Source organism: Kocuria sp. TGY1127_2 (genome assembly GCF_013394385.1).
GTDB lineage: Bacteria > Actinomycetota > Actinomycetes > Actinomycetales > Micrococcaceae > Rothia.
This window is the reverse complement of the sequence record NZ_AP022834.1, coordinates 2,357,668-2,383,315: the sequence shown is the minus strand read 5'-3', so window position 1 is coordinate 2,383,315 and position 25,648 is coordinate 2,357,668. Positions and strand designations below refer to the sequence as shown.

The 25,648-nt window shown below is 60.8% G+C and carries 23 protein-coding genes, 1 tRNA gene and 1 riboswitch; of the genes, 15 read left to right on the top strand and 9 right to left on the bottom strand.

Translation table 11 applies throughout. The annotated features are described in order from the left end of the window. Nucleotides 1-23: 23 nt before the first annotated feature. The 3 genes from sake_RS10680 to sake_RS10670 form a co-directional block, all read right to left on the bottom strand. Complete coding sequence (locus sake_RS10680; RefSeq protein ID WP_129360858.1) at nucleotides 24-1,448, bottom strand: cell wall metabolism sensor histidine kinase WalK; 1,425 nt, start codon at nucleotides 1,446-1,448, stop codon at nucleotides 24-26. Nucleotides 1,449-1,523: 75 nt separating this feature from the next. Next, a complete protein-coding gene (locus sake_RS10675; RefSeq protein WP_129360802.1) occupies nucleotides 1,524-2,231 on the bottom strand; it encodes a response regulator transcription factor in 708 nt (235 codons plus the stop codon). A 105-nt stretch (nucleotides 2,232-2,336) separates the two neighbouring features. Next, nucleotides 2,337-2,633, bottom strand: a complete 297-nt coding sequence (locus sake_RS10670; RefSeq protein ID WP_129360801.1) for a hypothetical protein — start codon at nucleotides 2,631-2,633, stop codon at nucleotides 2,337-2,339. A 282-nt stretch (nucleotides 2,634-2,915) separates the two neighbouring features. Between sake_RS10670 and sake_RS10665 the strand changes: the two genes are divergently transcribed. From sake_RS10665 to sake_RS10655, 3 genes are all read left to right on the top strand, one after another. After that, a complete protein-coding gene (locus sake_RS10665; RefSeq protein WP_129360800.1) occupies nucleotides 2,916-3,299 on the top strand; it encodes a cold-shock protein in 384 nt (127 codons plus the stop codon). 29 nt (nucleotides 3,300-3,328) lie between these two features. Then, the gene (locus sake_RS10660) at nucleotides 3,329-3,856 is read left to right on the top strand and encodes a DUF3027 domain-containing protein (RefSeq protein WP_129360799.1); all 528 of its coding nucleotides are present in this window, start codon (nucleotides 3,329-3,331) and stop codon (nucleotides 3,854-3,856) included. Between the two features lie 118 nt (nucleotides 3,857-3,974). Further along, nucleotides 3,975-5,252 (top strand): MFS transporter, encoded by a 1,278-nt coding sequence (locus tag sake_RS10655; protein WP_238147726.1) that lies wholly within the window; start codon nucleotides 3,975-3,977, stop codon nucleotides 5,250-5,252. 19 nt (nucleotides 5,253-5,271) lie between these two features. Here the strand turns inward: sake_RS10655 and serC are convergent, their stop codons facing one another. Continuing rightward, entirely contained in the window at nucleotides 5,272-6,393 is a 1,122-nt protein-coding gene (serC, locus tag sake_RS10650) for a phosphoserine transaminase (protein WP_243155685.1), read from the bottom strand. A 174-nt stretch (nucleotides 6,394-6,567) separates the two neighbouring features. Between serC and sake_RS10645 the strand changes: the two genes are divergently transcribed. From sake_RS10645 to sake_RS10630, 4 genes are all read left to right on the top strand, one after another. Then, nucleotides 6,568-7,263, top strand: a complete 696-nt coding sequence (locus sake_RS10645; protein ID WP_129360796.1) for a metal-dependent transcriptional regulator — start codon at nucleotides 6,568-6,570, stop codon at nucleotides 7,261-7,263. A gap of 6 nt (nucleotides 7,264-7,269) precedes the next feature. Further along, a complete protein-coding gene (locus sake_RS10640) occupies nucleotides 7,270-7,893 on the top strand; it encodes a thymidine kinase (RefSeq protein ID WP_129360795.1) in 624 nt (207 codons plus the stop codon). 441 nt (nucleotides 7,894-8,334) lie between these two features. Next, a riboswitch (cyclic di-AMP (ydaO/yuaA leader) is annotated at nucleotides 8,335-8,484 on the top strand. Nucleotides 8,485-8,492: 8 nt separating this feature from the next. Beyond that, complete coding sequence (locus sake_RS10635) at nucleotides 8,493-9,119, top strand: C40 family peptidase (protein WP_129360794.1); 627 nt, start codon at nucleotides 8,493-8,495, stop codon at nucleotides 9,117-9,119. 378 nt (nucleotides 9,120-9,497) lie between these two features. After that, nucleotides 9,498-9,758: a hypothetical protein gene (locus sake_RS10630; protein WP_129360793.1), complete on the top strand. Its 261-nt coding sequence runs from the start codon at nucleotides 9,498-9,500 to the stop codon at nucleotides 9,756-9,758. 9 nt (nucleotides 9,759-9,767) lie between these two features. Here sake_RS10630 and sake_RS10625 read toward each other — a convergent pair whose 3' ends face one another. Continuing rightward, nucleotides 9,768-10,661, bottom strand: coding sequence for a DUF4031 domain-containing protein (locus sake_RS10625; RefSeq protein WP_178946013.1), 894 nt, complete (start codon nucleotides 10,659-10,661; stop codon nucleotides 9,768-9,770). Between the two features lie 42 nt (nucleotides 10,662-10,703). Here sake_RS10625 and sake_RS10620 point away from each other — a divergent pair. Next, nucleotides 10,704-10,776, top strand: a tRNA-Arg gene (locus tag sake_RS10620). Between the two features lie 503 nt (nucleotides 10,777-11,279). Here the strand turns inward: sake_RS10620 and sake_RS10615 are convergent. Continuing rightward, nucleotides 11,280-11,471 carry a hypothetical protein gene (locus tag sake_RS10615; RefSeq protein ID WP_129360791.1) on the bottom strand — a complete coding sequence of 64 codons (192 nt, stop codon included), beginning with the start codon at nucleotides 11,469-11,471 and terminating at the stop codon, nucleotides 11,280-11,282. A gap of 345 nt (nucleotides 11,472-11,816) precedes the next feature. Between sake_RS10615 and sake_RS10610 the strand changes: the two genes are divergently transcribed. Both sake_RS10610 and sake_RS10605 read left to right on the top strand, forming a co-directional pair. Continuing rightward, nucleotides 11,817-12,425, top strand: coding sequence for a PadR family transcriptional regulator (locus tag sake_RS10610; RefSeq protein WP_129360790.1), 609 nt, complete (start codon nucleotides 11,817-11,819; stop codon nucleotides 12,423-12,425). Between the two features lie 34 nt (nucleotides 12,426-12,459). Further along, nucleotides 12,460-14,076 (top strand): DHA2 family efflux MFS transporter permease subunit, encoded by a 1,617-nt coding sequence (locus tag sake_RS10605; protein ID WP_255411267.1) that lies wholly within the window; start codon nucleotides 12,460-12,462, stop codon nucleotides 14,074-14,076. Nucleotides 14,077-14,091: 15 nt separating this feature from the next. On the opposite strand, the gene sake_RS10600 is transcribed toward sake_RS10605, so the two are convergent. Continuing rightward, complete coding sequence (locus tag sake_RS10600) at nucleotides 14,092-14,784, bottom strand: hypothetical protein (protein ID WP_178946011.1); 693 nt, start codon at nucleotides 14,782-14,784, stop codon at nucleotides 14,092-14,094. A 104-nt stretch (nucleotides 14,785-14,888) separates the two neighbouring features. On the opposite strand from sake_RS10600, the gene sake_RS10595 reads away from it, so the two are divergent. From sake_RS10595 to sake_RS10575, 5 genes are all read left to right on the top strand, one after another. Beyond that, on the top strand, nucleotides 14,889-17,453 hold the full coding sequence (locus sake_RS10595) for a UvrD-helicase domain-containing protein (RefSeq protein ID WP_178946010.1): 2,565 nt from the start codon (nucleotides 14,889-14,891) through the stop codon (nucleotides 17,451-17,453). Nucleotides 17,454-17,592: 139 nt separating this feature from the next. Then, nucleotides 17,593-18,984, top strand: a complete 1,392-nt coding sequence (locus sake_RS10590; RefSeq protein ID WP_129360787.1) for an MFS transporter — start codon at nucleotides 17,593-17,595, stop codon at nucleotides 18,982-18,984. 209 nt (nucleotides 18,985-19,193) lie between these two features. Then, nucleotides 19,194-20,363, top strand: a complete 1,170-nt coding sequence (gene sucC / locus sake_RS10585) for an ADP-forming succinate--CoA ligase subunit beta (RefSeq protein ID WP_129360786.1) — start codon at nucleotides 19,194-19,196, stop codon at nucleotides 20,361-20,363. Between the two features lie 37 nt (nucleotides 20,364-20,400). Beyond that, nucleotides 20,401-21,318 carry a succinate--CoA ligase subunit alpha gene (gene sucD / locus sake_RS10580; RefSeq protein WP_129360785.1) on the top strand — a complete coding sequence of 306 codons (918 nt, stop codon included), beginning with the start codon at nucleotides 20,401-20,403 and terminating at the stop codon, nucleotides 21,316-21,318. Nucleotides 21,319-21,444: 126 nt separating this feature from the next. Next, entirely contained in the window at nucleotides 21,445-22,914 is a 1,470-nt protein-coding gene (locus sake_RS10575; RefSeq protein ID WP_178946009.1) for a YdiU family protein, read from the top strand. Nucleotides 22,915-22,964: 50 nt separating this feature from the next. Here sake_RS10575 and sake_RS10570 read toward each other — a convergent pair whose 3' ends face one another. Then, on the bottom strand, nucleotides 22,965-24,155 hold the full coding sequence (locus sake_RS10570; RefSeq protein ID WP_238147724.1) for a VIT1/CCC1 transporter family protein: 1,191 nt from the start codon (nucleotides 24,153-24,155) through the stop codon (nucleotides 22,965-22,967). A 219-nt stretch (nucleotides 24,156-24,374) separates the two neighbouring features. Further along, nucleotides 24,375-25,634: an MFS transporter gene (locus tag sake_RS10565; RefSeq protein ID WP_129360783.1), complete on the bottom strand. Its 1,260-nt coding sequence runs from the start codon at nucleotides 25,632-25,634 to the stop codon at nucleotides 24,375-24,377. Between the last annotated feature and the right edge of the window lie 14 nt (nucleotides 25,635-25,648).

Below are 25,648 nucleotides of genomic sequence, written 5' to 3'. Positions count from 1 at the left end.
AACGAATGGGGACTCATAGCAGCTCAGGACGAAATATTGCCGGTCTGGGGATGGCTCAGCTCGTCGTTGTCGGAGAGCTGCGGAATCTGCACGACCATGGTGGCACCGCCACCGGAAGTCTCTTCGACACGAACCGACCCGTCGTGCTGCGCTACTATCGCGGCAACGATTGCGAGTCCGAGGCCTGTGCCTCCGGTATCGCGTGCACGCGACGTATCCGAACGGTAGAAACGCTCGAAGACTTTTTGCATGTCATCGCCCTGGATACCGGGCCCGTGATCCACGACCTTCACGACGGAAATGTATTTTCCGTCAATTCCGGGCCGCGAGCCTACCGCGAGTTCGATGGGACTTCCATCAGGGGTGTATCGCAGCGCATTGGTTACCAAATTCGCGAGAACTTGGCGGAGACGGGGCTCGTCCCCCCGAACCGGAGCGGGCAGACCGGGGCCGGGCTCCAAGCCGATGACCGAGATGTCACGTTCGGGCGCCGAAGCTGCGGCGTCGTCCGCCGCGTCCTGTGCGAGATCGAGGAGATCTACCTGGGTCAGTTCCAGAGGGCGGCGTTCATCGATCCTGGCCAACATCAGGAGATCCTCGACCAACTGCCCCATGCGCTTCGATTCGGCTTCGATCCGTGCCATGGCCTTGGCGACGTCTTCATCCGTTTGCAACGCCCCGTGGCGGTACAGCTCCGAATAGCCTCGGATCGAAACGAGAGGAGTCCGCAGCTCATGGGAAGCATCCCCGACAAACCGACGCATCTTGACTTCGGAGCGCTTCTGCGCGTCGAAAGCTTCTTCAATGCGAGTCAGCATCACATTGAGCGACAAAGAGAGCTGGCCGATCTCGGTTCGGGGGTCGTGACGCTCGATGCGCTGGGACAGATCGCCTGCCGCGATGCGGGCTGCGGTCCGTTCGACTCGAGCCAAGGGCTCGAATGCGCGGGTGACCAACACCCAAGCTAGTGCGGCTGCGGCGGCTAGAGTGGCCAAGCCGAAAGCCAGGGTGAGCAGACCGACCAAGGTCACGACGGCATTGGTCTGGGTCAGCGGCGTTGCGATGATGACCGTGTACCCCGAGTCATCAGTGGCCAGTGGGAGGATCCTCCACTCGGTGTCCCCGCTGTTGCTCGGGACGGTGAGACCCTGTCCGTTGTACCTGAGCCCGTTGTCGTGGTTCCAACCGTTGAGGCGCGGCGAGGAATGTCCGTCGTCGGCGACAATGGAGCTCACGAGGTTGCCGTCCGAATCCATCAGGTACGCGGAATAGCGGAAACCAGGCCCATCTGAAGATACGGCCTTGTCGTTGCCCAGATATTTGGTGAGCGACGAGGCGCTGGACTTCATCTCGGAATCAATTTGCTGCACGAGCTGTCCGCGAAGTGCGGAGATCGCCACAAGACTCGTGACGGCGATGGCCAGAGCCAGCAGAAATCCGGTCAGCATGACCAATTGGGTGCGCAGGGACAGCGCACCCAATTTGGATTGACGTACCCGGTTGGTAACGGAGTACACCACTATTTAGTGCTTGGTCGTCCGCAACAGGTAGCCGACGCCGCGCTTCGTGTGAATCAGCGGCGGAAGGGACTTGTCGTTGTCGATCTTGCGGCGCAAATAGGAAATATACGACTCCACGATCGACGCGTCGCCGTTGAAATCGTACTCCCATACGTGGTCCAGGATCTGTGCCTTGGACAGAACGCGATTCGGATTGAGCATGAGATAACGGAGCAACTTGAACTCCGTGGGGGACAGATCGATCTCCCGGTCGCCCCTGTAGACCTCGTGGGCGTCGTCATCCAGGATCAAGTCCTCGACGCGAAGGCGGGAATCTTCCTCCTCCAATGCTTGAGTCCGACGGAGGACAGCTCGAATACGTGCCACGACCTCGTCGAGGCTGAAAGGTTTGGTGACGTAGTCGTCGCCGCCGACGGTCAGGCCGGTGACTTTGTCCTCCGTGTCGTCCTTCGCGGTGAGGAACAGGATCGGGAAGACGAGACCGGTCGCCCGAATCTTGCGGGTCACGGTGAACCCGTCCATATCCGGCAACATGACGTCCATGACGGCCAGGTCGGGGGCTTCGGCAGTCGCTTTGTCGAGGGCCTCACGGCCGTTGGCGGCGGTGATGACCTCGAAACCCGCGAACCTCAGCGAGGTCGCGAGGAGTTCGAGGATGTTGGGCTCGTCGTCGACGACTAACAGCTTGGCTTCAGACTGATGTGCTTTCACAGAAACAAGTCTCACCCAAGTATCTGAGTAGACGCTGAGCGTTGCGAAGGTGAATGCTGGTTCGGCTCTGGATGACGATCTGCGGAAGACTCCGTCCCCACCTGGTCATAGGGATCGACGCCGTCTGGCGGCCAGGACCAGGGCAATGATCAAAAGGATGAAGGCTATCGGCAGAAAGATGAGCGGCAACTGGGTCAGGAAGCTCCATGGGTGCAGGCCCATCCACTTCAAAACGAGCATGACCACGCCGCTGACCACGCACAGCAGAGCGATTACGCCCGCGAGGCCTGCGAACCAGGTGAAAGCCCTGGACTCTGACCGCGGGGCGGACGAATTAGAGGCTTTGGGTTCCGAGTCGGATGAGTCTCGCGGAGGCGTGTGTGAGGAAGGAGAGCTACTCATGACTACAACGGTACCGCTCCGTGAGGTCGCGATCGGCCACGCGAAAACGGTTGGGCGCTGTATAATGGTTACTTCAGACTTTCGTGTAAACGGGTCCTCCCCAGGTGTCTGTCATGGCCGTTTCGGTACCGAGTGCGTACCGACGTCGTGGCTTCGGTGCCGGGGCAGCGGGATTGGGTTGAGGACCACAGCGAGTCCTTTCGACGAGGGACGCCATCATCGTCGGGCGCGTGTGCGTCGCCATCGGGGTAACCTCCGCCAAGACAAGCAAAGGAAATGAACATGCCCACCGGAAAAGTGAAGTGGTTCGACGAGTCGAAAGGATTCGGCTTCGTGACGGCCGAAGACGGCCAAGAAGTATTCCTGCCCGCTTCGGCTCTTCCTTCCGGAGTCAAGAGCGTCAAGTCGGGAATGCGCTTGGAATTCGGGATCGCAGAGGGTCGCCGAGGAGCGCAGGCCCTGTCCGCACGCCTGCTGGACAAAGCTCCGTCGTCGGTCAAAAACCACCGGAAACCCGCCGACGAAATGGCAGTGATCACCGAGGACCTGATCAAGTTGTTGGACGGCGTGTCGAACACCTTGCGCCGGGGCCGCTACCCAGACCGGGCGGTGGGACGTAAGGTCGCAACGATCCTGCGCAACGTCGCTGACAACCTTGATGCGTAAATCGGCCGGTCACAAGGTTTAATAAGGCTATGGCGAAAACAGCGCAAGACGAAACGGTGGCCACGGGACAACCCGACGAGTCCACCGCCGAGATCCAAAGCCCCAAGCTGGGGGATCCGCGCAAGCCGCGGCGTCGCACCACTCGCTTGGACGCGGTATTGGCAGAGGCGAAAGAGGCCGCGTATCGCAGCGTCTTGGAGATCACTCCCGAATCGACCGTCGGCACGGTCCACCACATTCGTGGCGAGGAAGACCGGCTCAGCACCCACTTATTTGAGTGCACGCTTCCGGGATACCGCGGTTGGTTCTGGTTCTCGACCGTGGCCAGAGCCCCTCGTTCCAAGAAAGCAACTGTCTGCGAAGTCGGTCTGTTGCCCGGCGACGACGCCCTGCTCGCTCCCGAATGGGTGCCTTGGGCTGACCGCCTGAGGCCGGAAGACGCCGTCGAGGACGAGGACTCCGCCGGTGAAGAACACACAGCGGAGCAAGAACGTGAGGCAAATCAGCTCACGTCCGAAGATGCGGATGCCGAGGAGGCTGCCGCACCCGAGGACTAGAACGCATGGGGCACGCGACCTCCGATCGCGGCCCCTCACAAGGAGATGACCCGGTACGCCTAGTCAGAACACCGTCAAGCCTCAGCCCGCGCGAGGTGGCACCTTCCGGTCCCTGAAAGTGCCGAATTACCGGCTGTGGTTCGCGGGTGCCCTCATCTCCAACGTGGGAACCTGGATGCAACGAATCGCCCAGGACTGGTTGGTCTTCAACGACCTTTCCCACGAGGACTCCACCGCGATGGGCATCGTGATGGCCTTGCAATTCCTGCCGCAACTTTTCCTTGCACCTTATGCGGGTCTCCTGGCAGACCGAGCGGACCGGCGGAAGCTGTTGTTCATCACCCAGATCTCGATGGCCGTGCTGGGCGGGCTTCTCGGCGGTCTCGTGCTGACCGGTGCGGCACAACTGTGGCACGTATACATTTTCGCTCTGATGCTCGGCGTCATCACGGCGCTCGACTCCCCGGTGCGCCAGACGTTCGTGTCCAATCTGGTCTCGGACGCGGACCTTCCGAACGCCGTCGCGCTGAACTCGATGTCCTTCAACTCGGCGCGCATGGTGGGTCCCGCAATCGCCGGTGTCTTGGTTGCGGCCGTGGGCTCGGGGCCCGTCTTCCTCATCAACATGGTCACGTTCTTGGCCATGATTGGCGCCATCGCGAAGATCGACACGTCCAAGTTGCGGCCCATACCTCGCGTATCACGGGCCAACTCTCGGATGCGCGACGGAATCACCTACATCATGAGCCGGCCGGACATCGTGGTCGTGATGATCGGCGCGTTCCTGGTCGGTACTTTCGGAATGAACTCCGCAATCAACATTGCGGCCATGGCGACCAGCGAATTCGGATTCGGCGCGAATGAGTTCGGATTCTTGAGCTCGACCATGGCAGTGGGCTCCGTCGCGGGAACACTGATGGCCGCCAAGCGGGAGCGGCCACGGCTGCGGTTCATTTTTGGGGCCTCGGGAGCATTCGGAGTGACGTGTCTTCTGGCCGCTCTGTCGCCCAACGTGGTGATTTTCGCGATAACGCTGGTCCCGATGGGGCTCGCGGCGCTGACCTTTATCACGTCGGCCAACGCATACGTCCAGGTCTCGACCGAGCCACAGATGCGCGGCAGGGTCATGAGCATTTACATGGCCGTATTCATGGGCGGAACCCCGATCGGCGCACCGGTGGTCGGCGTCGTCAACGATGTCTTCGGCGCACGCTGGGGCCTCGGAGTGGCGGTGGTTGCCGGGGTGATCACCGCGGTCCTGGGGCTGTTCTGGTATTGGCGGAGCCAGCACCTTCACCTGACCTTCGACCGCTCGCGGCGAGGCTTCGTACGTCTGGAGAAAGAAGCGAATTACGCGCCGATCACCGCGGCCCTCGAAGTCCAGGAACCGCGGTAACCGACGGAAGGGCAAATGGCTATGCCATCTGCGCAACGACCTCATCGATGCACGTCAGGAGTGCCTGGACATCATCGGGGTCGATCGCGGTGAAAGTAGCGATGCGAAGTTGATTGCGGCCCAGCTTGCGATACGGTTCTGTATCCACCACACCATGAGAGCGCAGGACCTTGGCGACCTCCGCGGCGTCCACGGCGTCGTCGAAATCGACGGTGGTGATAACGGTTGACCGGTCCTCGGGGCGCTCGACAAAGGGCCGCGCGAATTCGCTGGCTTCCGCCCAGCGGTAGACCATATCGGAGGAACGGGCCGTGCGTTTGGCAGCCCAGCTCAACCCGCCGTTGTCCAAAATCCACGAAATCTGGTTGTCGAGCATGACCAAATTAGCCAAGGACGGCGTGTTGTAGGTCTGATTCTTCCGCGAATTGTCCACGGCAGTCTTGAGATTGAGAGAGTCGGGGATCCAGCGATCCGAAGCCGCGATCTCTTCGACGCGTTCCAGGGCAGCCGGAGAGAAGAAGGAGAGCCAGAGGCCGCCGTCCGAAGCGAAATTCTTCTGCGGCGAGAAATAGTAGACGTCGGCCTCACTGGCGTCGACGGCCATGCCTCCGGCCGCGCTGGTCGCGTCGACGACCACGAGGGCGCCCTCGTCGATGCCTTCTGGGCGAACAACAGGGGCGGAGACCCCAGTCGACGTCTCGTTCTGGGGCCATGCGTAAATATCGGCTCCCGAAACAGCAGCGAAGTCAGGGCGCGTTCCGGGCTCCGACGTGGCGATCTCGGAGGGATCCAGGAATGGAGCCTTATCGGTAGCGGCCGCGAACTTGGAACCGAATTCGCCGAAGCTCAGGTGCGCAGCTTTGGAACGGACCAGGTTGAAAGTCGCCGAATCCCAGAACGACGTCGCCCCACCCGTGCCCAGGATGACCTCGTAACCCTCGGGGAGGCCGAACAGGTTGCTGAGTCCCGACCGGACGGAACCCACGAGGTTCTTGACCGGAGCCTGACGGTGGGAGGTCCCGAGAATGTTCTGCGCCGATACGAGGGCATCGACTTGCTCGGGGCGAACTTTGGAAGGACCGGCGCCGAAGCGTCCGTCGACGGGAAGAATATTTTCCGGAATGACAATGTTTTCGGTCACGGGTTGTGCTCCAATGATCAGAGGGCTACGCGTACTGTCTCTGCTGCGTCCTGACTCCACCATTGTGCTTGGTCGAGTCCTCCAAGAGTGAATCTTCGACGGAAGATGAACCTAAGCCCCTAGAATGGACTGGCATACAGTCAGGAAAATTACGAGAAGGGCGTTATACCTCCAATGACGGACCTCGTTGATACCACCGAGATGTACCTCCGAACCATTCTGGATTTGGAGGAAGAAGGCATCACTCCGATGCGTGCCCGGATCGCAGAGCGCCTTGACCATTCTGGCCCAACCGTTTCTCAAACCGTTGCACGTATGGAGCGCCACGGTCTCGTGCACGTCGAGAGCGATCGGTCGCTGTCCCTCACACCAGAGGGGCGCAGCCGTGCCGTTTCCGTGATGCGCAAGCACCGCTTGGCCGAGCGACTCCTGGCCGACGTCGTCGGGCTCGATATGGCATACGTCCACGACGAGGCGTGCCGTTGGGAACACGTCATGAGCGAACGCGTCGAGCGTCGACTCGTCGAGTTGCTCAATTCTCCCAAGTTCTCCCCGTATGGAAATGCCATTCCGGGCCTCGAAGAGCTGGGCGTAACCAGCGAGAGGGACGACCCCAAGACCGTGACCCTGACCATTGCCGCCAAGGATTCCTCCGAAGAGGATCGGTTCACGGTTGCCCGCTTCCCGGAAGTGCTGCAATCGGACGTCGAAATCATGAAGGTTCTGGGCCGGGCAGGTCTCCGTCAGGGCGCCGTGATCAGTATCCAACCCAAGGTTGGGGCGATTCACGTGCAGGTAGATGGGGAAGAAGGCGGTGTGGACGTGGACCTGGAGGTCGCGGACCACATTGTCGTCAAGCGCGGCGCCTGACCGGACGTGGCCAAACTTTATTTTCGTTACGGAGCCATGAACTCCGGCAAGTCCACTGCGCTGCTCCAGGCTGCTTTCAACTACGAGGAGCGGGGGCAACGCATCCTCTTGGCCAAGCCAAGAGTGGATACCAAAGGCGAATCCCAGATCGTGTCGCGGCTCGGGGTTGAGCGGGAGGTCAACTTCCTCCTGGGCCCTGAGGATTCCGCACGCGATACCTTTAGGCACCACGCTCAAGGGGAGGACGGAGGGCTCGACATGCACGTCGAGCTGCCACCTGTGGCCTGTCTACTGATCGATGAGGCCCAGTTCCTGACGCCGACTCAGGTCGACGATCTGATGCGCATCGCGGTTCTGGATGGTGTGCCAGTACTTGCCTATGGGATCAGGACCGACTTCCAGACACGCGCTTTTCCCGGGTCCGCCCGATTGCTCGAGCTCTCTCACACTTTGGAAGAGCTCAAAACCATCTGCCGTTGCGGACGTAAAGCCTTGTTCAATGGCCGGCGCGTGGGAGACGACTTCGTCTTCTCCGGAACACAGATAGCCATCGACGGTGAGGCCGTGACCTACGAATCACTGTGCGCTACCTGCTACCTCGACGAGACCCGCGGCATGCTGGGGGAATAGCCCCACGGTCATCAGTGCGTTGAAAAAGTGGCCGAATCTTGACCTTTGACGCCACCAGCTTAATCATTTCGTGACCTTTTCGTGATCCATAGGACCGCTGAGAAAGACCTGGAGGGCCACTCGGAAGGTCGAAAAGTCGTCTGAAAGACCCTGTGCCATACGACACGGAAAAAATTTTAAGTGTTACGCCGTGTCTCAGGTCACACCCGCTAGATAAGCCAGCTCCCCTGCAATAGTGCTTGTCAGCGGCCGATTGAGTCTTCTCGTTCGAGGTCGAAAGTGGCGCCCGTCAACCTCGAACAGAACCGGTGACCGCTCTTCGCTCCAGATCGTCGTGACCAAAACGTGACTTTTCCGTGTCCCGTGTGTACTCTCGAACTCGTGCCAATCACTGGTCGAGACGGCACCTTCGGTTAGAACGCCTAGCTCTGCCACTAACCGAAGAACCAAAAACCGATACGTCCGTTGGCAGAGGCGGGGGACCCAATAACGGGTTCTTCTTTGTAAGAGCCCTTGGGGTTAAGTCGCTTGCGCGACCGGGTGTCTCCCATCCGAACCCGACAGCTCACCTCGCAGGCACAGGGAGGAAAACTTTTATTATGACTAAGCACATTGCTCGTCACCGCGCTGCAACCCAGTCCCACGCTGTCCGCAACACCGGTATCGCCGTCGCCGCCGCAGGCGTCATCGCCGGTTCGGTAGCCCCGGCCAACGCATTCGCAACCGCAGCGCCGGCTGACAACGCCTCGTACACCACGCAGTCCTCCAACGTGCAGACTGCTGATTTCAGCACTCAGGCATCCAACACCCAGGCCGTTGACAACGGTGCTCAGGCGTCCAATACCCAGGATGCGGGCAACACCAACGTTTCCGGTGATCGTGCCAAGATCGTTGAGGATGCCAAGGCCGGCATCGGCGGCTCCTACGTTTGGGGCGGCTCGGACTTCAAGGCTTGGGACTGCTCGGGCTTCGTGTCCTACGTCGCCGCACAGTCCGGAGTCCAGCTCGATTCCTACACCCACTCGATGAAGAACCAGCTGACCCCGACCTCTGCTCCTCAGCCGGGTGACGTCGTCTTCACCAATGGTTACGAGCACGTTGGCATCTACCTCGGTGATGGCCAGATGGTCTCCGCATTGAACCCCTCGCAGGGCACCGAAATCACTTCGGTTGACGGCGGCGGAATGATGCCGGTTGACGGCTACTACAGCATGCCCGGAATGTAATTTCGGCACACTGACTTCGCCTTATGAGTAATAAGGGGCGCCTGGGAGGGAAACCCGGGCGCCCCTTTTTTATGCCCGATCACTCCGGGTCTGCGCTCCCGGCACGTCACCCCGCAGAGTCTGCGGGGGACAAATGGCACCACGGCCGGATTGAGCGCAAATCTCCCGAGTGCGTATTCTCCCGACTATATTCGCCTCGCTCGTTGAATTTATGACTATGCTGGACAAGTAGGTTTTTCCTCCTTGGGCGAGTTGAGTCATCACGGCGAAAGCTCGTCACTTCGGAGCCGTTACCGGTTCCGAGCGATGCGGCCCCCGTGGACCAGTGGGGGTCGCATTTTTGCGCTCGGACCAAGGTTGACGATCTATCATGAGGTCATGCCCTCACAGTTTGAGCCCCCCAAGAGCAGCAGCGATCAAGAATTCCAGGCAATGGCCGTAGGCATGGTGGCAGGTGCGGTTCCTGGGATCATCATCGGACTTATCCTGTCCTTCTCGCTCGGCAACCCCGCAATGTGGGTCTCCATCGTCGGCGGAATCGGCATCATTATCGGCCTCGTGTCGGCCGTCATCTACAACCGCTCTCGTTCTCGTAAGAACCGTGAGAATGGTACGGGCGGCGAATCAAAGCGCGACTGACATGCCGCCTCACTCGGTCCGAAGCGCTTCGACCTCTGACCGAAGGTTTTGGCGAGCCTGTTTCTCCCACAACCGGTTGGCCATGTCCGTGAGATAAAGCCTGTCCTGGCCAAGGAATCCTTCCAGGATTTCGGCACGGGTCCTGCGGAAGATTCCCTCCGGGACATGGGAGTATTCTCGACGTACCGAGGTGACATATCGCTCGTACCGCCCCCGTGAAGCCGCCAGGATTCCCAGATCGGCGTCGTGAAAGATCGGCCAGAGGGGTTCGTTGGATGCTTGGGTGTGATCGATCGTTCCGAGGATGACTGCCTGTATGCGACTGATTTCTGCGGTCCCCACATGCCCGGTGAGGTGGGCTACGGCCAGTTCGGCGCTTGCTCGTTCGTCCTCGCCCGGTATGCCGTGATATACAGCGTCGTGGTACCAGGATGCGATTCGCAGGATGCGGGAGGATTCAGGGCCGATGCTCTCCGCGTTGCCGAGTACGCGCACGTTTCCGAGGACCTCGGACAAGTGAACAGATGTGTGATATTCGCGACCCTGTGCGTCCCATCGATCCAGCAGAATGTCCCCGAGCTCGGGGGCTGTGGGGACAAGGGTGTTCCACTCGCGCGCTAGGCGTCCCCGAAGTCTGGCCGGTCGTTCTTTGGCCGGGATTCTCAGGCCCGACGCCGTGAGACGGCGTGTGAGCTCATGTGCCGTCACGCGCGTGGCGCCTGCGGCGACGGCCTCGTCGATCAAGTGTGCCGGAACGTCGTAGTGATCGTGATCGAATGCTCTGGGACTGATTGAGGTTCGACCCACCAGTTCGTGCAGTTCTTCGAGACTGGAATCGGATACGAGATGGGAGAACACTGTTCCGTGCGCGGGCCACAAAGGCGGGTCAATCAAAACGGCCATGACTCCAGCATCGCACGCAAACCCTGTAGACTAGAGCGGTGCGCCCTCGTAGCTCAGGGGATAGAGCACGGCTCTCCTAAAGCCGGTGTCGGTGGTTCGAATCCACTCGAGGGCACTTATTCTTTTCCGGGGTGCGGAGTTTCACGTGCGTCGTGCCTGAATTCTGCGGGGACGGCGGGCTTCGAGTGAACCGAGCAGGCCCGCTCTTGGTGATCGGGGCGATAGCCGGCACGCCAGTCGGCTTGCGATGGCCTCGGCAATACCTCGCCGTGAGAGATATATGTGAAAACCCGAGCTGTATATCTCGACCTTGTGAAGACCGTAATCCATAAATGCACAAGAATTGTGGATCCGTGTCGATGAATTCTGATTCTTCCCGTGCCGACAGCGTGGGGCCGTCTATGAATCGCTACGTGGTTCTTGGTGCCGGTTCCGGCGTGAGAGGGAAGAGGGCCCGGGCAGAGGGTTGCTCTCGTTTCTGATGCGGAAGCATGGTTTGGGTATCCGTTAGGCTGCGGGTCGGGCTAGTATGCCCTGAGTTCCGCTCGCGCCACGGTTTGTCGAGTGGAATAAGAGAGGGCGAGCGGACCTCATAGGATCCGCCCGCCCCTCACAGTGTTAGTTGCCGAAGATCGCGGAGACGATCTTCTCGATGACGGCTACGATGTCGCCGCCCGCGACGAGAGCTGCTTTGATGATTCCTGCAATATCCACGGATTCTCCATCGTGTTGGTTCTTGGATGTACCGTCCCGAAATGCCGCAACCTCCCACGCGCCGACAACAGGGTTATCGGAACAATGGGGCGCCATGGCATTCCGAGGCGGCGCTCCTCGTATGGTTCCTTATTTTCTGTACTTGAAAGTACAGAACAGACCTTAGGGGCAGAAGAGTGTGTGCGCAAGGATTTAAATCAAAGCAAAATTGAAGGGAATTTTGGAGAGCTTTTGTTCTTGCGCAGCCCACGGGGGCGCGGGGGTGGTGAGGCCACTCGGTTCGTTCTGCGTGATGCAAATTGTGTTGCTTCTTGAGCACTTCATGGTCAGACCTAGCGGGCGGGCGATGTGTCGGCGGCCCTGGGGTGCCCGACTGTGGGGTGTGGAAGGCGGAAGCGGCATTGATTGGATTGCATCAACGACTGGGCGCCTCTATTCGCAATGCTATATATTCTGGGTAGAATAATTGACGCGGAATATTCCGAAGGGGGACGCGTCGAACTCAAAGCGTTGGCGGTAACGGTGCTGGGTCTGCTCCGCGAAGGCCCAATGCATCCGTACGAAATGTTCCAGGTGCTTAGGAAGCGCGGGGACGACCAAGTGATCAAAGTCAGTCCTGGAGCGCTGTACCACGCCGTCGAAAAATTGGAAGAAAGCGGCCTGGTCAGAATCGACCGGATCGAGCGGGAAAGCAACCGGCCGGAACGGACCGTGTATGCCCTCGAACCGTCCGGCGAACGGGCCGCGACAGACTGGGTGATTTCCGAGCTTTCCAAAGTTCGGAATGAGTATCCGGTCTTTCCTGTGGCGCTGGCCGTCGCACCCAAACTTCCGTGGAGGACGGTCAGAGGGGCCTTCGAGCAAAGGATCAAGGAACTGCACGAGCTTCGCGCGAGCAGGATCGAACGCCTCAACCATGCTCGGGAAGCCGACATCAGCGAGATCTTCCTTCTGGAAGACACCTATCTGCTGGAAGTGCAGACAGCACAGCTCAACCACATGCAGCGCACCATCGATCTCGTCGAGAGCGGCGCACTGACGTGGCCCTAGATTTTCCCCACACCGACTTCCTGAAAGAAGAATTATGAGTTCCGAATACACTCCGCGGCACAGCGGTGCCACCCCGGAGAAGGCGCGTGGGGAGACCACATCCACCGCTTCGAACCCCGCGGAAATGCCGCCGGCAGAGGAGTTGCCTGAAGCCCCCCGCGGTGAGGGCGTCGACCCCAAAAAAGAAGACAAACAGGCATGGAGTGCGCTCTGGGCCATTGTGATCGGGTTCTTCATGATCCTGATCGACGCAACCATCGTCTCCACCGCGATGCCGGCGATCATGAATCACTTTGACACCGACATCAATCAGGTCGTGTGGGTCACGAGTGCCTACTTGCTCGCCTACGCCGTGCCTCTGTTGGTCACCGGAAGGCTGGGTGATCGTGTCGGTCCCGGCCGAATGTATTTGGGCGGCCTTGCGCTGTTCACGCTGGCGTCATTGTGGTGCGGCCTGTCCGGCACGGTTGAGATGCTCATCGTCGCCCGTGTCTTCCAGGGGTTGGGTGCAGCGATCATGACCCCCCAAACCATGGCGATCATTACCCGAATGTTCCCTCCAGAGCGTCGCGGTGCTGCGATGGGTATCTGGGGCGCGACTGCCGGCGTCGCCAGCTTGCTGGGACCGATCCTGGGCGGGCTCCTGGTCGACAGCCTGGGCTGGGAATGGATCTTCTTCGTCAACATCCCGGTGGGCATCTTCGCGTTCATTCGTGCCTGGCAGAAAGTTCCCAAGCTCGAAATCCACCGGCACAAGTTGGACTACCTCGGGGTCGTATTGAGCGCCATCGCGATGTTCCTCATCGTCTTCGGAATCCAGGAAGGCCACGGACACGACTGGGGCAAGATATGGGGGCCCATCACGGTCCCGGAACTGATTATCGCCGGCGTGATCTTCCTCGCTCTATTCGTGGTCTGGCAGAAGATCACCACGGCAGAACCACTGATCCCTCTCGGGTTGTTCCGTGACAGGAACTTTTCCTTGGGAAACTCTGCGATCAGCATGGTGGGGCTGATGATCGTGTCGTTCGTACTGCCGCTGATGCTGTACTACCAGCTCGTTCGCGGCATGGCCCCGACCCAGGCTGCACTGATGATCGCTCCGATGGCCATCGTCTCGGGCGTGCTGGCCCCCGTCGTCGGGCGCTTGATCACGGCCGCCAGGGCTCCTTTCATCGCAGTCTTCGGACTCCTGATGAATGTGCTGGGCCTGGTGGGGTACTGGTTCTTCATGGCACCCGATACATCAATCTGGATCATGTTGATTCCCTCGTTCATCATGGGCATCGGGGGATCCTGCATGTGGGCGCCGATTTCCATCACGACGACGCGCGACTTGTCTCCGCAGCAGGCCGGTGCGGGATCCGGCGTCTTCAACACGACCCGTCAGGTCGGCTCCGTTCTCGGCTCGTCATTGATCGCGATGATGATGGAGAACCGCATCGCAGCGAACCTGCCCCAGATGTCAGGGCAATCCGCCCAAGGGGGAGAGGCCGCAGCCGGCAGTACCCAATTGCCGGAGATGCTTCGTGACGGGTACGCGACCGCGATGGGGCAGAGTATCTTGCTTCCCGCAGCGGCCGTGCTCCTCGCCGCCGTGGTTGCGGCTTTCTTCCGTCCCCGCAAGCTGGATCGTTCGAAGCAGGCCTGATCCGGAGCACGGGGGTCAGCGCACCGGTTGCTGGCCCTCGAGCTCGCCTCGAGAAAAAGCGTCCAATTTTCCCCGGATCAATCGCGTCGCGAGCCACGCCGCCTCAATGATCAGGACGACCAACAGGACCCACCGGATGAGGATGAGCGCCGTCGCGACCGCCGGCCCTGAGCCGGCAGGGTCGGCGAGGGCGGCGTCGGTTGTGAAGCTGCCCGCGAGGAAAATGAGCATGAAGAGGATCGGGGGAGTCCACAGGAACCAGCGCAAACCACCCTTGAGCCCGGAAGCAGCGATCATGGCGATCCACGCGGCGCTCAGGAAAATCGGGGTGACGAGTCCCCAAGACCAATGGACTGAAGAGTAGGCCTGGAGCCCTTGGCCGCCGAGTTGGTCTGCGACGCGTTTTGCCTCGGACGGGAAACCCAGAGGCCGCAGTTCCGGCAAGGCCACGCCGGCGCGCGCTCCCAGTTGAGGGAGCACCCATGCGTGGAGGAAGACGAACATCAGGATCGAAACCACGAGAAGTGCGCCGGTGATGACCCCGACGGAGGATTTCTGCTGGGGACGTGTTCGCGGAGAAGAAACCGATGCAGGCTGAGGGTGGGCCGAGGCTCTCCTCGGCTGATCATTGGATGCCCGAGTGCCTGGGCTCTGTGTTTGTACGGCGTACCGCGGCGGTGAGGAAGGTTCCACCCGGTTACCGTACATGCGCCGTTTTTGCCCCTTCGACATACCCATAGTCCAATTATGGACCTTGCGGGCGTGGACGGGGGAGCCAATCGAAACTATGTTCGCCTAGACTGGTTCTCGGTATGGATTTTCTGCGCGACTCTTCCTTTTTTACGCCCGAGAGCTCCTCGTCCACTGGACCGGGAGCCGGAACTCGTGATCCTCAGTCATTGGTTGAGGGTCTCAACGAGCATCAGGCTGCGGCGGTGACACACTCGGGTTCGCCCTTGTTGATTGTCGCCGGGGCCGGATCCGGCAAAACCCGTGTTCTGACGCATCGCATCGCTTATCTGCTCGCAACGGGTCGCGCGCATCAGGGCGAGATCTTGGCGATCACTTTCACGAACAAGGCCGCGGCAGAGATGCGCGAGCGCGTCGTCGAATTGGTGGGACCACGTGCCGAAAAGATGTGGATTTCGACCTTCCACAGTTTCTGTGTCCGTGTTCTGCGCCGCGAGGCGGGCACGCTGGGGATGAAATCCTCGTTTTCGATCTATGATGCCGCGGACTCCCTGCGGCTGGTGACTTTGATCGCCAAGGAATTCGAACTCGACTCCAAGAAGTTCGCTCCCAAGGCTCTGCAACACCGGATCTCGGCGCTCAAGAACGAGCTGATCGATGCCGAGCAAAATGCTTCTTCCGCCTCCAGCACTGACCCGTGGGAATCGAATGTTGCTCGGGTGTACAGCGAATACACCCGTCGGTTGCGTGCGGCGAATGCGATGGATTTCGACGACCTCATTGCGGAAACGGTCTTCATGTTCCGCGCCTTTCCCCAAGTCGCCGAGTATTATCGACGCCGGTTCCGCCACATTCTGGTTGACGAGTACCAAGACACCAACCATGCCCAGTACGCGCTCGTCCGAGAACTTACCGGTCACGATGCCGCTCGAAATTCCTCTCAGGATCAAGCGACGCCGTATCCCCAAGGAGCCGAACCGGCCGAATTGACGGTTGTAGGTGATTCCGACCAGTCCATTTATGCGTTCCGTGGGGCCGATATCCGGAACATCACCGACTTCGAACGGGATTACCCCTCGGCGCGCACTATCCTGTTGGAACAGAATTACCGGTCCACGCAGAACATTCTGAGCGCGGCAAACTCGGTGATTGAACGCAATCCCAACCGCCGTGACAAGAAACTGTGGACTGCCTCCGGAGATGGCGCTCTCATCACGGGTTACGTCGCTGAGAACGAACACGCCGAGGCACGGTTCATCGCCGAGGAAATCGACCGACTTCGGGATGAAGAGGGAGTCGCTCCGGGCGACGTCGCCGTGTTCTACCGGACCAATGCGCAGTCGCGCTCGGTGGAAGAGATCTTGATGCGAGTTGGTCTTCCATATCGCGTGGTGGGTGGGACACGGTTCTACGAGCGCAAAGAGATCAAGGATGCGCTCTCGTACCTGCGCGCTCTCATGAATCCGGATGACGACATCAGCGTTCGTCGCATCCTCAACGAGCCGAAGCGTGGAATCGGCGCGCGGTCCGAAGGCGCGATCGCAAACCTCGCGTCCAGGAACCGGACTTCATTCATGGCCGCGGCCCGTAATGCCGAGGAAGCTCCCGGCCTGGCCGCAGCCGGTGCCAAGAAGATCGGTGCGTTCGTGACTCTGATGGACGATCTCGAGCAGATCGCTTCCACGGAGTCGGCCGCGACCTGTCTCGAGGCCGTTTTGGAACAGTCCGGATATTTGGAGGCGCTCCGGACCTCGGACGATCCGCAGGATGAATCGCGGGTGGAAAACCTCGCCGAGCTCGTGGCGGTGGTCCGCGAATTCGAAAGAGACAACCCGGAGGGGGGGCTGACCGAATTCCTGGAGCACGTCTCGCTGGTGGCCGACGCGGACCAGATCCCGAATCGACCGAAACAGGGCGACGAAGAGGAAGGTGGCGTCTCGGCTGCCCAGGTCGCGCGGGAGGTTGCTGAGGCTCGCGAACAGGGCGTCGTGACCCTGATGACCCTGCACACTGCCAAAGGACTCGAGTTCCCGGTCGTTTTCCTAACGGGCATGGAGCACGGGATTTTCCCGCATCAGCGGGCACTGGCCGATGAAAACGAGATGAGTGAGGAACGCCGCATCGCATATGTGGGGCTGACCCGCGCGATGGAGAGGCTCTACCTGACTCGAGCTGAATCGCGTTCCATGTGGGGCCAGGGGCAATTCAACCCGCCGTCCCCGTTCCTGGAGGAGATTCCGGAGCACCTAATTGATTGGAAACGACTCGGGGCGGCTTCGGGATTCTCCGCGGGAGGATTCGGTTCGCCTGTATACGGTTCCGGCGCATTCGGGGGCGGTCCGGGTCGACGCGACCACGGAACCTGGAGTGGATCCGGGGCATGGGGTGGACGTGGTACCGGTCCTACCCAGCGTCCGGCACCTGCAAGTCACGACGCCGGATATTCCGGCGGAATCGAAGGGTCGCCGAACTTGGGCACGCGTGCAACCAAGGCATCTCGCATCAATCAGTCGAAGGAAATTCCCTCCCTGGCCATCGGGGACACCGTCGAGCACAAGACATTCGGCACGGGCCGCGTCATCGCATTGGAAGGCGGAGGCGACAAAACGGTGGCCAAGGTTCGATTCGCCAACGAGGAAAAGCGGCTGCTCCTTCGCTACGCGCCGTTGAAGAAGGTCGAGCAGTAGCCGTCTCGCCGGACGATTCAAAGATGACGAGGAACAGCACCCCAGCTCCGAGGATGACGTAAGGGCGTGGGCACACGACCTGCTGACCTGGAAAAATGCCGGTAGGGTGTTGTGGAAACCACATCTTTGAAGGGCATTTATGACCTCCTCATCTGACAGCCGGTCTTCCGAAAACACGGCGCATCGTCAACTCGACGCAACGGACCCGGACGACAGTCAGAGGCGAAAAGCCGTCGTTTCCAGTTTCCTCGGAAATTTTGTCGAGTGGTTCGACTACGGCGCCTACAGCTATTTGGCCGTTACGATCGGTGCCGAGTTCTTTCCCGGAAACGCCGAAAATTCCACATTCTTGGCCTTCGGGCTTTTTGCCGTGGCGTTCTTGATCCGACCCGTGGGGGCTTTCTTCTGGGGCCATTGGGGAGACCGCTTCGGGCGAACCAAAACCCTTGCGTGGTCGATCCTTCTCATGACCAGCGCAACTTTCCTCATCGGGTGCATGCCGGGCGCATCCTCTATAGGAATCGCCGCTCCGATCATTTTGCTCGTTCTCCGATTGGTCCAGGGCTTTTCCGCATCCGGCGAATACGCCGGCGCTTCCGCTCTCCTGAGCGAATTCGCACCCCAAGGTAAACGAGGACGATACGCGTCGGTGGTTCCGGCTTCGACGGCGTCGGGTCTGCTCCTGGGCTCGCTCGCAGCGACACTGTTGTACGGATTGTTGGACGAGACCGCCATGAACGCGTGGGGTTGGCGACTGCCGTTCCTCATAGCTGCGCCTCTCGGCCTGATCGGCCTGTACATTCGGCGAAAAATAGAAGACACTCCGGCATTCGTCAAGCACAACACCAACCAAATGGAGATCGTCAAGCGGGGCCAGAAGCCCACGCCGCCCCTGGTCGAATTGGTCACCCACGCCCCGAAGCAGCTGGTCCAGGGGCTCGGAATCGTCCTGCTGAATGCCGTCGGCTTCTACGTGGTGCTGACTTTCATGCCGACGTATCTGGCCGAGAACCTGGGCTACGACGCGACGGCCTCTCAACTGGCGACGACGTTGTCCCTGGTTACCTACATCGCGTTCATCTTCCTTACGGGATCCATAGCCGACCGGATAGGCAGAAGGCGCACGCTGATCCTCGCTTCTACATTGTTCATCTTCCTTTCGATCCCAGCCTTCGCGGTCATGGGCACGGGGCACTATTGGCTGGCCGTCTCCGCCCTGGTGGTCATGGGCGCATTTCTGTCCCTCAACGACGGCGCATTGCCGTCGGCCGTTTCAGAATTGTTCCCCACCGCCGCGCGTTTCAGCGGATTCGCCCTGGTCTTCAACATCGGCAACGCGCTCTTCGGGGGACCGATGAGTGCCGTCAACACCTGGCTGATCGACAAGACCGGTAACACCATGTGGCCGGCGTATTTGCTGATGGGCGCGGCCCTTCTCGCCCTGGGCGCCGTCGTATGGTCGAAAGACCGCTCCGACTCATCTCTCGAATTCGGCGATCCGGTTGAACCCGCCGAAGAAAAGATTGCGTGAATTGTGACTCAGGGACCACTGTTTCGCGGTGAAACACGGCCTTTCTAGTTAGGGTGCCTACCACCTTCTGAGCTAAAGTCGCCTCAGGGGAGCGTCTGTCTCCCGCGATGATCGATGGGTCACGGCGGATGAGGGCGCTCCACGACAATCAAGCCGGATGGGCTGGACGGTTCACCCGGCACGACTTCGACGAAGAAGGACACATATCCGTGGACCTGTTTGAATTCCAGGCACGCGATCTCTTCGAGAAGCACGGTGTACCCGTACTTCAAGGGATCGTTGCCGAAACTCCCGAAGAAGCAAAAGCTGCCGCTGAGAAGATCGGTGGCGTGACCGTCGTCAAGGCGCAGGTCAAGGTGGGCGGTCGCGGCAAGGCCGGCGGCGTCAAGGTCGCCAAGTCGGCCGACGAAGCTTACGAATACGCTTCCCAGATTCTGGGCATGGACATCAAGGGTCACACCGTCAACCGCGTGATGATCGCGCAGGGTGCGGACATCGCCGAGGAATACTACTTCTCGGTTCTTCTTGACCGTGCCAACCGCTCCTACCTGGCCATGTGCTCCGTAGAAGGCGGCATGGAAATCGAGCAGCTCGCAGAGGAGCGCCCAGAGGCATTGGCCCGCGTCGAGGTCAACCCGGCCGACGGGCTGAACCAGGCCAAAGCGGAAGAAATTGTCGCTGCCGCAGGCTTCCCCGAGGAGCTCCGTTCCAAGGTCGCTCACGTGCTGGTCAAGCTGGGAGAGGTCTTCGACAAGGAAGACGCGACCCTGGTTGAGGTCAACCCGCTGGTCAAGACCGGCGAAGGCGACATCCTTGCGCTCGACGGCAAGGTGTCCCTGGATGACAATGCCGAGTTCCGTCACGAGGACCACGCAGGTCTCGAGGACAAGTCCTCGACCGATCCGCTGGAGGCCAAGGCAAAGGAAAACGACCTCAACTACGTCAAGCTCGACGGTGAGGTCGGAATCATCGGCAACGGCGCGGGTCTCGTCATGTCCACGCTCGACGTGGTGGCCTATGCCGGCGAAAAGCACGGTAACGTCAAGCCTGCCAACTTCCTTGACATCGGTGGTGGCGCCTCTGCTGAGGTCATGGCCAACGGTCTCGACGTCATCCTCGGCGATGACCAGGTCAAATCGGTTTTCGTCAACGTCTTCGGCGGAATCACGGCATGTGACGCCGTGGCCACGGGCATCGTCAAGGCCCTGGAGATCCTCGGAGACACGGCAACTAAGCCGCTCGTTGTCCGCCTCGACGGCAACAACGTCGAAGAGGGCCGCCGGATTCTGAATGAGGCCAACCACCCGTTGGTAACCCAGGCAGAAACCATGGACTCCGGTGCAGACAAAGCCGCCGAGCTCGCGCATCAGGCTTCCTAAGAACCCGCCGATACATCTCAAGATTTGTAAGGAAAACATGTCTATCTTTTTGAACAAGGACTCCAAGGTCATCGTTCAGGGCATCACCGGCGGCGAGGGAACCAAGCACACCGCGCGCATGCTGGCCGCGGGTACCCAGGTTGTCGGTGGCGTGAATGCACGCAAAGCCGGCACCACGGTGTCCCACAAGGCCCAGGACGGCTCCGACGTCGATCTGCCCGTCTTCGGAACCGTTGACGAGGCCGTCAAGGAGACCGGCGCCAATGTGTCGATCGTCTTCGTCCCGCCGGCATTCACCAAGGACGCCGTGATCGAGGCCATCGACGCCGAGGTGCCCCTCGTCGTCGTCATCACCGAAGGCATCCCGGTCCAGGACTCGGCCGAGTTCTGGGCACATGCCAAGGCCAGCACGGGCGCGGACGGCAAGCCCAAGACGCGGATCATCGGGCCCAACTGCCCGGGCATCATTACCCCCGGCGAGTCGCTCGTGGGCATCACCCCCGCGAACATCACCGGCACGGGCAAGATCGGCTTGGTCTCCAAGTCCGGAACCTTGACGTACCAGATGATGTTCGAGCTGCGTGACATCGGGTTCTCGACCGCGATCGGAATCGGCGGTGACCCCGTTATTGGCACGACGCACATCGATGCCCTCGAGGCCTTCGAAGCGGATCCCGAGACCGAGGCGATTGTGATGATCGGTGAGATCGGCGGAGACGCCGAGGAGCGCGCCGCGGATTACATCAAGGACCACGTCACCAAGCCGGTCGTCGGCTACGTCGCGGGCTTTACCGCTCCCGAGGGCAAGACCATGGGCCACGCAGGCGCCATCGTCTCCGGCTCCTCCGGCACGGCCGAGGCCAAGAAGGAGGCCCTCGAGGCCGCCGGCGTGAAGGTCGGCAAGACTCCTTCCGAGTCTGCTCAGCTCATGCGCGAGATCTTCGCGAACAAGTAAACTCGACCGAGTTTCGCCCAACCGCCCGGACCATCAGGTCCGGGCGGTTTTGCGTAGGCGCACGCTCACGGGAATAACACGAAGTGAGCAGTGTTCTACTGAACAGACAACCGTCGAAGGAGCCGTATGCAGTCCTTGTTCGCCGAAGCATTTCCCGAGCTGTCCGTCGAATGGAAGGCAGATGAGCCCGAAGACGCCGGTCACATTGTGCTGAACGAGGACTTGGCGGATTTTCTCGGCCTCGATCCGGAGTACCTCCGGAGCCCGGAGGGACTTCGTTTCCTGACAGGTGCAGCACCTTCCGAAGATTCCACGCCAGTGGCCCAAGGATACGCGGGCCATCAATTCGGTTCCTACGCGCCGCGGCTCGGGGACGGCAGAGCGCTTCTTCTCGGTGAGATCACTGCTTCGGACGGCAGACTGCGGGATCTGCACCTCAAAGGGTCCGGGCGAACGCCGTTCGCTCGAGGCAACGCTGATGGGAAAGCCGTCCTAGGCCCGATGCTTCGCGAATACCTCGTGAGCGAAGCCATGTACGCCCTAGGGATCCCCACGACTCGTGCCCTGGCCGTGACCACGACGGGCCAGGACGTCCTTCGCGAGCGGATCCTTCCCGGAGCCGTTCTGGCGCGAGTCGCGAGCAGTCATCTGCGCGTGGGCACATTCCAATACGCCGCGCAGAGTCTCGGGAACTTTGATCTGGTCAGGCGACTGGTCGACGTCGCCCGCGAACGCCACGGTGCAGAAAGTCAGGAACAACCCGACAACCCGGGCCTGGACTTGTATCAGCGCGTGATCGCCGTTCAGGCCGAGCTGATTGCCCAGTGGATGGCTGTCGGCTTCGTCCACGGCGTCATGAACACCGACAATATGACGATTTCCGGGGAGACGATCGACTACGGCCCCTGCGCTTTCATGGATGCATACTCGCCCGCGACCGTTTTCAGCTCGATCGATTCGGGCGGACGTTACCGTTACGGCAACCAGCCGGGCATCGCCGAATGGAATCTCGCGCGCCTCGGCGAAGCGTTGCTGCCGGTCCTCGACGATGACCCCAACGAAGCCGTCCGAGTCGCGACAGAAGCCCTCCAAACCTTCGCACCCCTCTACGAGTCCGCATGGACACGGGCGATGGCACGCAAGCTGGGACTCGAAGGCGCTTCGGCCGATCACGAGGGGGCCGAGACAGACGAGTCGACGGTCCGCGAGCTTGCGAATGAGCTCTTGGACCTCATGTCGGAATCCGGCCTGGATTTCACCAGCACGTTCCGGTCTCTCTCCGACGCCCTCCGGAGCGAGGACTCATCAGATGCGCTTCGAGAGCGCATCGAGGATCCGCGCTTCGACGCGTGGTTTATCCGTTGGAGCCGGCTCCGGCCGAACCCCGAGGCCATGGATCGGACCAATCCGGTGTACATACCTCGAAACCATCTCGTCGAGGAAGCGCTGTCTGCCGCGAACGACGGGGATATCGGGCCGTTCAGCGATCTGCTCGACGTCGTGACCCATCCGTTCGTCGATAGGCCAGGCTATGAACGGTACGCCGAGCCTGCCCCGGCTGATCAAGGACGCTACGTCACCTACTGCGGCACCTGACCGGCCGACGGACGGCGTGCCACAGCCTGAGGCAACGTGCACCGGCAGCACTAGCCACCGACGGATGTGCCGAACAGCAACCCCAGAACATAGGTCGCTGCTGCGGCCCCGTATCCGATCAGAAGCTGGCGGAATCCGCGCCTGAGCGGGGATGCTCCGGACAACAGCCCCACCACAGCGCCGGTCCCCATGAGCGCGATGCCCACGAGCAATAGCGAAATGACCATGCCCGGAAATCCGGAGACGCCGAAGATATAGGGCAGGATCGGAATGATCGCGCCCGAAGCGAAGAAACAGAAGCTCGACGCCGCCGCCCCGAGGTCCGTGCCCAGAGCGACATTTTCCGCGGACTCCTCTTTCAGCTCTGCCTCAGGTCGATGAGAGAAGGAGGGGTCGCAATCGCACTCGAAGTACCCGAACCTCTCCATGGCCCGGTGCCGAGCGGCTTCTTGGTTCATGCCGCGCGCCCGGTAAATGAGTTCGAGCTCGTTGCGGTCGATGTCCAGGTCAGGGGCCACATCCAGGGTGACCTGGGTCGGGCGAGAGGCGTCCAGAAGCTCCCGTTGGGATCGCACCGAGACGAATTCGCCCGCCCCCATGCTCAAGGCGCCCGCCAGAAGGCCCGCCACACCGCTGAGCAGGACCATGTGCGGGCTCGCTCCAGAAGCTCCGATACCCATGATGAGGGCGACGTTGGATACCAGCCCGTCATTGGCGCCGAATACCGCGGCCCGAAAGTTGCCGGAGAGCTTCTCACGGCCGTTGGTTGCCAGGGCCCGTACGACCTCCTCGTGAACTGCCTCGTCCGCGGCCATCGAGTCGGGCGCGTCCGGATCCTCGTCGTAAGGTGAACGGCCTTCGGCTCGTTGTGCCAACGCCAGGACGAAAACGGACCCGAAATGCTTTGCCATGAACTGGAGCGCAAGGGACGAGGCAGACGGGCGCGGCTCGGGGTACGCGCGAGGACCGAGAAGATCCCGCCAATGCTCTTGGTGCCGTTTTTCGGCGTCGGCCATTTCGGACAAAATTTCGCAGTCGCGCCCCTCGGTGCGTTCCGCCAAGTAGTGGTACACCTTGGCTTCAGAAATCTCGTCGGCAAGGTACCGACGCCAACGGCGTCGCTGGGATGCGGTGATGGACTCGGGACTCACCGACTCTTGGGCGGCGCCGGGGGAATCGGGGTAGCGGGAACTGGATGAATCGTGGCCGGCGGGATGGGGGTTCATCGGCTCTTGGCTCATAGGGGGTGTCTCCTCCGGGCCGCGCACCACGAGGAAATATCGCGGAGACTTCGGCCCTAGTTTGTTGATCCCTGGATGGGTCATGGGGCCGAAGGTCTCGCTCGCCCATAGCATCATTCCGCAAGGCCGGGGCCTCTGCGATGCGATGGGTGGATTGCCGGGAGAATGCTCTCCAGCGTGTCGACAATCCTCTTTGGCGCCTCAAAGCGCCGTTGGGAACTACTCCCCTTCGATGCGCTCCACCTTAGCCGTTTTCTGGCCGCGAAGCACGACCCCGGAGAATAATGCGCCGAAGGCCACAACCGCGATGCAGAACCAACCCGTCAGTCTCCAGCCGCCCGCAATGTAGAAGAACCCTCCTGCCCAACCCACGACTGCCGAACCGGCGTAGTAGAAAAGGTTGTACATCGCGGTGCCTTGGGCCTTACCGTCCCCCGCGAGCAAGCCGGTCCACGCGGAGGCCGCGGAGTGTGCCGCGAAGAATCCCATTGTCAGCAGGACCAGTCCAATCACGACGAGGATGAGGGGCCCGGTCGTGGTCAGCAGAACTCCTGCAATCATGACGAACATTGACACCAGAATCGTGGTGAGCCGACCGAACCGCGCGGCAAGTCGACCCGCGATGCTCGAGGTGAAGGTCCCCGAAAGATACGCCAAGAAAAGTAACGAGATCGCTACCTCGGAAAGCGAATACGGTGGCAGCTCCAGTTTGAACCCGACGTAGTTGTACACCGTCACGAACGCGCCCATGAGAGTAAAAGCCAACAGAAAAAGGCTGACCATGCCGGGGTTCCTGAGGTGCCGGCCGATGCGCTCGAGGGTTGTGCGGATAGCACCCGATGCGGGCACGGGTGTGAATCGTCGGGCCTTGGGCAGCAGGATGAGGAACGCGACGGCGGCGGCCGTCGCCAGAACCGCCACGGACATGATGGCGATGCGCCAGTTACCCGTGAACTGTGCGACGGGACCCGAGATAAGGCGACCGGCGAGCCCCCCGATCGTGGTTCCGGCAACGTACAACCCGGTCGCGGCACCCGCATGGAGCGGTTGGGTCTCCTCGGTGATGAACGCGACGGCGACCCCCGCGAGCCCGGCCAAGGCGGCGCCCTGCACGAACCGGAAGAACAGCAGCATCTCGAAGTGAGGTACCCAAGGGATCAGCAGGCCCAAGAGTGTTGCGGTGATGATCGCGATCGCCATGGTGCGGTTCTTACCCCACCGATCGGCAACGTAAGTCCAAGGCAACGCGAAGAGAGCAAGACCAAGCGTGGCCGCAGAAACTATGAGGGCAACGGATGCGACATCACGATTCAGATCCGAGGCAATGGACGGCAAAACGGCCTGCGGCGAATACAGGGGAGCGAAAGTCGCCACGCCCGCACAGAACATTGCTACGAGCATTCTCGTGAATTCTGGGGTGCCGCGTGTATAGCCCAACCACTCGTTGTCGATCGGACCTGTTGGCGGCGTCGAAGACACCAAGAATCATCTCC

What these genes read in the sequence shown, in the direction of transcription:
- sake_RS10635 (WP_129360794.1), top strand. Translation starts at nt 8,493, where the DNA reads ATGACTAAGCACATTGCTCGTCACCGCGCTGCAACCCAGTCCCACGCT.
- sake_RS10670 (WP_129360801.1), bottom strand. Translation starts at nt 2,633, where the DNA reads ATGAGTAGCTCTCCTTCCTCACACACGCCTCCGCGAGACTCATCCGAC.
- sake_RS10665 (WP_129360800.1), top strand. Translation starts at nt 2,916, where the DNA reads ATGCCCACCGGAAAAGTGAAGTGGTTCGACGAGTCGAAAGGATTCGGC.
- sake_RS10595 (WP_178946010.1), top strand. Translation starts at nt 14,889, where the DNA reads ATGGATTTTCTGCGCGACTCTTCCTTTTTTACGCCCGAGAGCTCCTCG.
- sake_RS10570 (WP_238147724.1), bottom strand. Translation starts at nt 24,155, where the DNA reads ATGAGCCAAGAGCCGATGAACCCCCATCCCGCCGGCCACGATTCATCC.
- sake_RS10645 (WP_129360796.1), top strand. Translation starts at nt 6,568, where the DNA reads ATGACGGACCTCGTTGATACCACCGAGATGTACCTCCGAACCATTCTG.
- sake_RS10630 (WP_129360793.1), top strand. Translation starts at nt 9,498, where the DNA reads ATGCCCTCACAGTTTGAGCCCCCCAAGAGCAGCAGCGATCAAGAATTC.
- sake_RS10605 (WP_255411267.1), top strand. Translation starts at nt 12,460, where the DNA reads ATGAGTTCCGAATACACTCCGCGGCACAGCGGTGCCACCCCGGAGAAG.
- sake_RS10610 (WP_129360790.1), top strand. Translation starts at nt 11,817, where the DNA reads ATGCTATATATTCTGGGTAGAATAATTGACGCGGAATATTCCGAAGGG.
- sake_RS10590 (WP_129360787.1), top strand. Translation starts at nt 17,593, where the DNA reads ATGACCTCCTCATCTGACAGCCGGTCTTCCGAAAACACGGCGCATCGT.
- sake_RS10615 (WP_129360791.1), bottom strand. Translation starts at nt 11,471, where the DNA reads ATGGCGCCCCATTGTTCCGATAACCCTGTTGTCGGCGCGTGGGAGGTT.
- sake_RS10600 (WP_178946011.1), bottom strand. Translation starts at nt 14,784, where the DNA reads ATGTACGGTAACCGGGTGGAACCTTCCTCACCGCCGCGGTACGCCGTA.
- sake_RS10680 (WP_129360858.1), bottom strand. Translation starts at nt 1,448, where the DNA reads ATGCTGACCGGATTTCTGCTGGCTCTGGCCATCGCCGTCACGAGTCTT.
- sake_RS10625 (WP_178946013.1), bottom strand. Translation starts at nt 10,661, where the DNA reads ATGGCCGTTTTGATTGACCCGCCTTTGTGGCCCGCGCACGGAACAGTG.
- sake_RS10575 (WP_178946009.1), top strand. Translation starts at nt 21,445, where the DNA reads ATGCAGTCCTTGTTCGCCGAAGCATTTCCCGAGCTGTCCGTCGAATGG.
- sucD (WP_129360785.1), top strand. Translation starts at nt 20,401, where the DNA reads ATGTCTATCTTTTTGAACAAGGACTCCAAGGTCATCGTTCAGGGCATC.
- sake_RS10660 (WP_129360799.1), top strand. Translation starts at nt 3,329, where the DNA reads ATGGCGAAAACAGCGCAAGACGAAACGGTGGCCACGGGACAACCCGAC.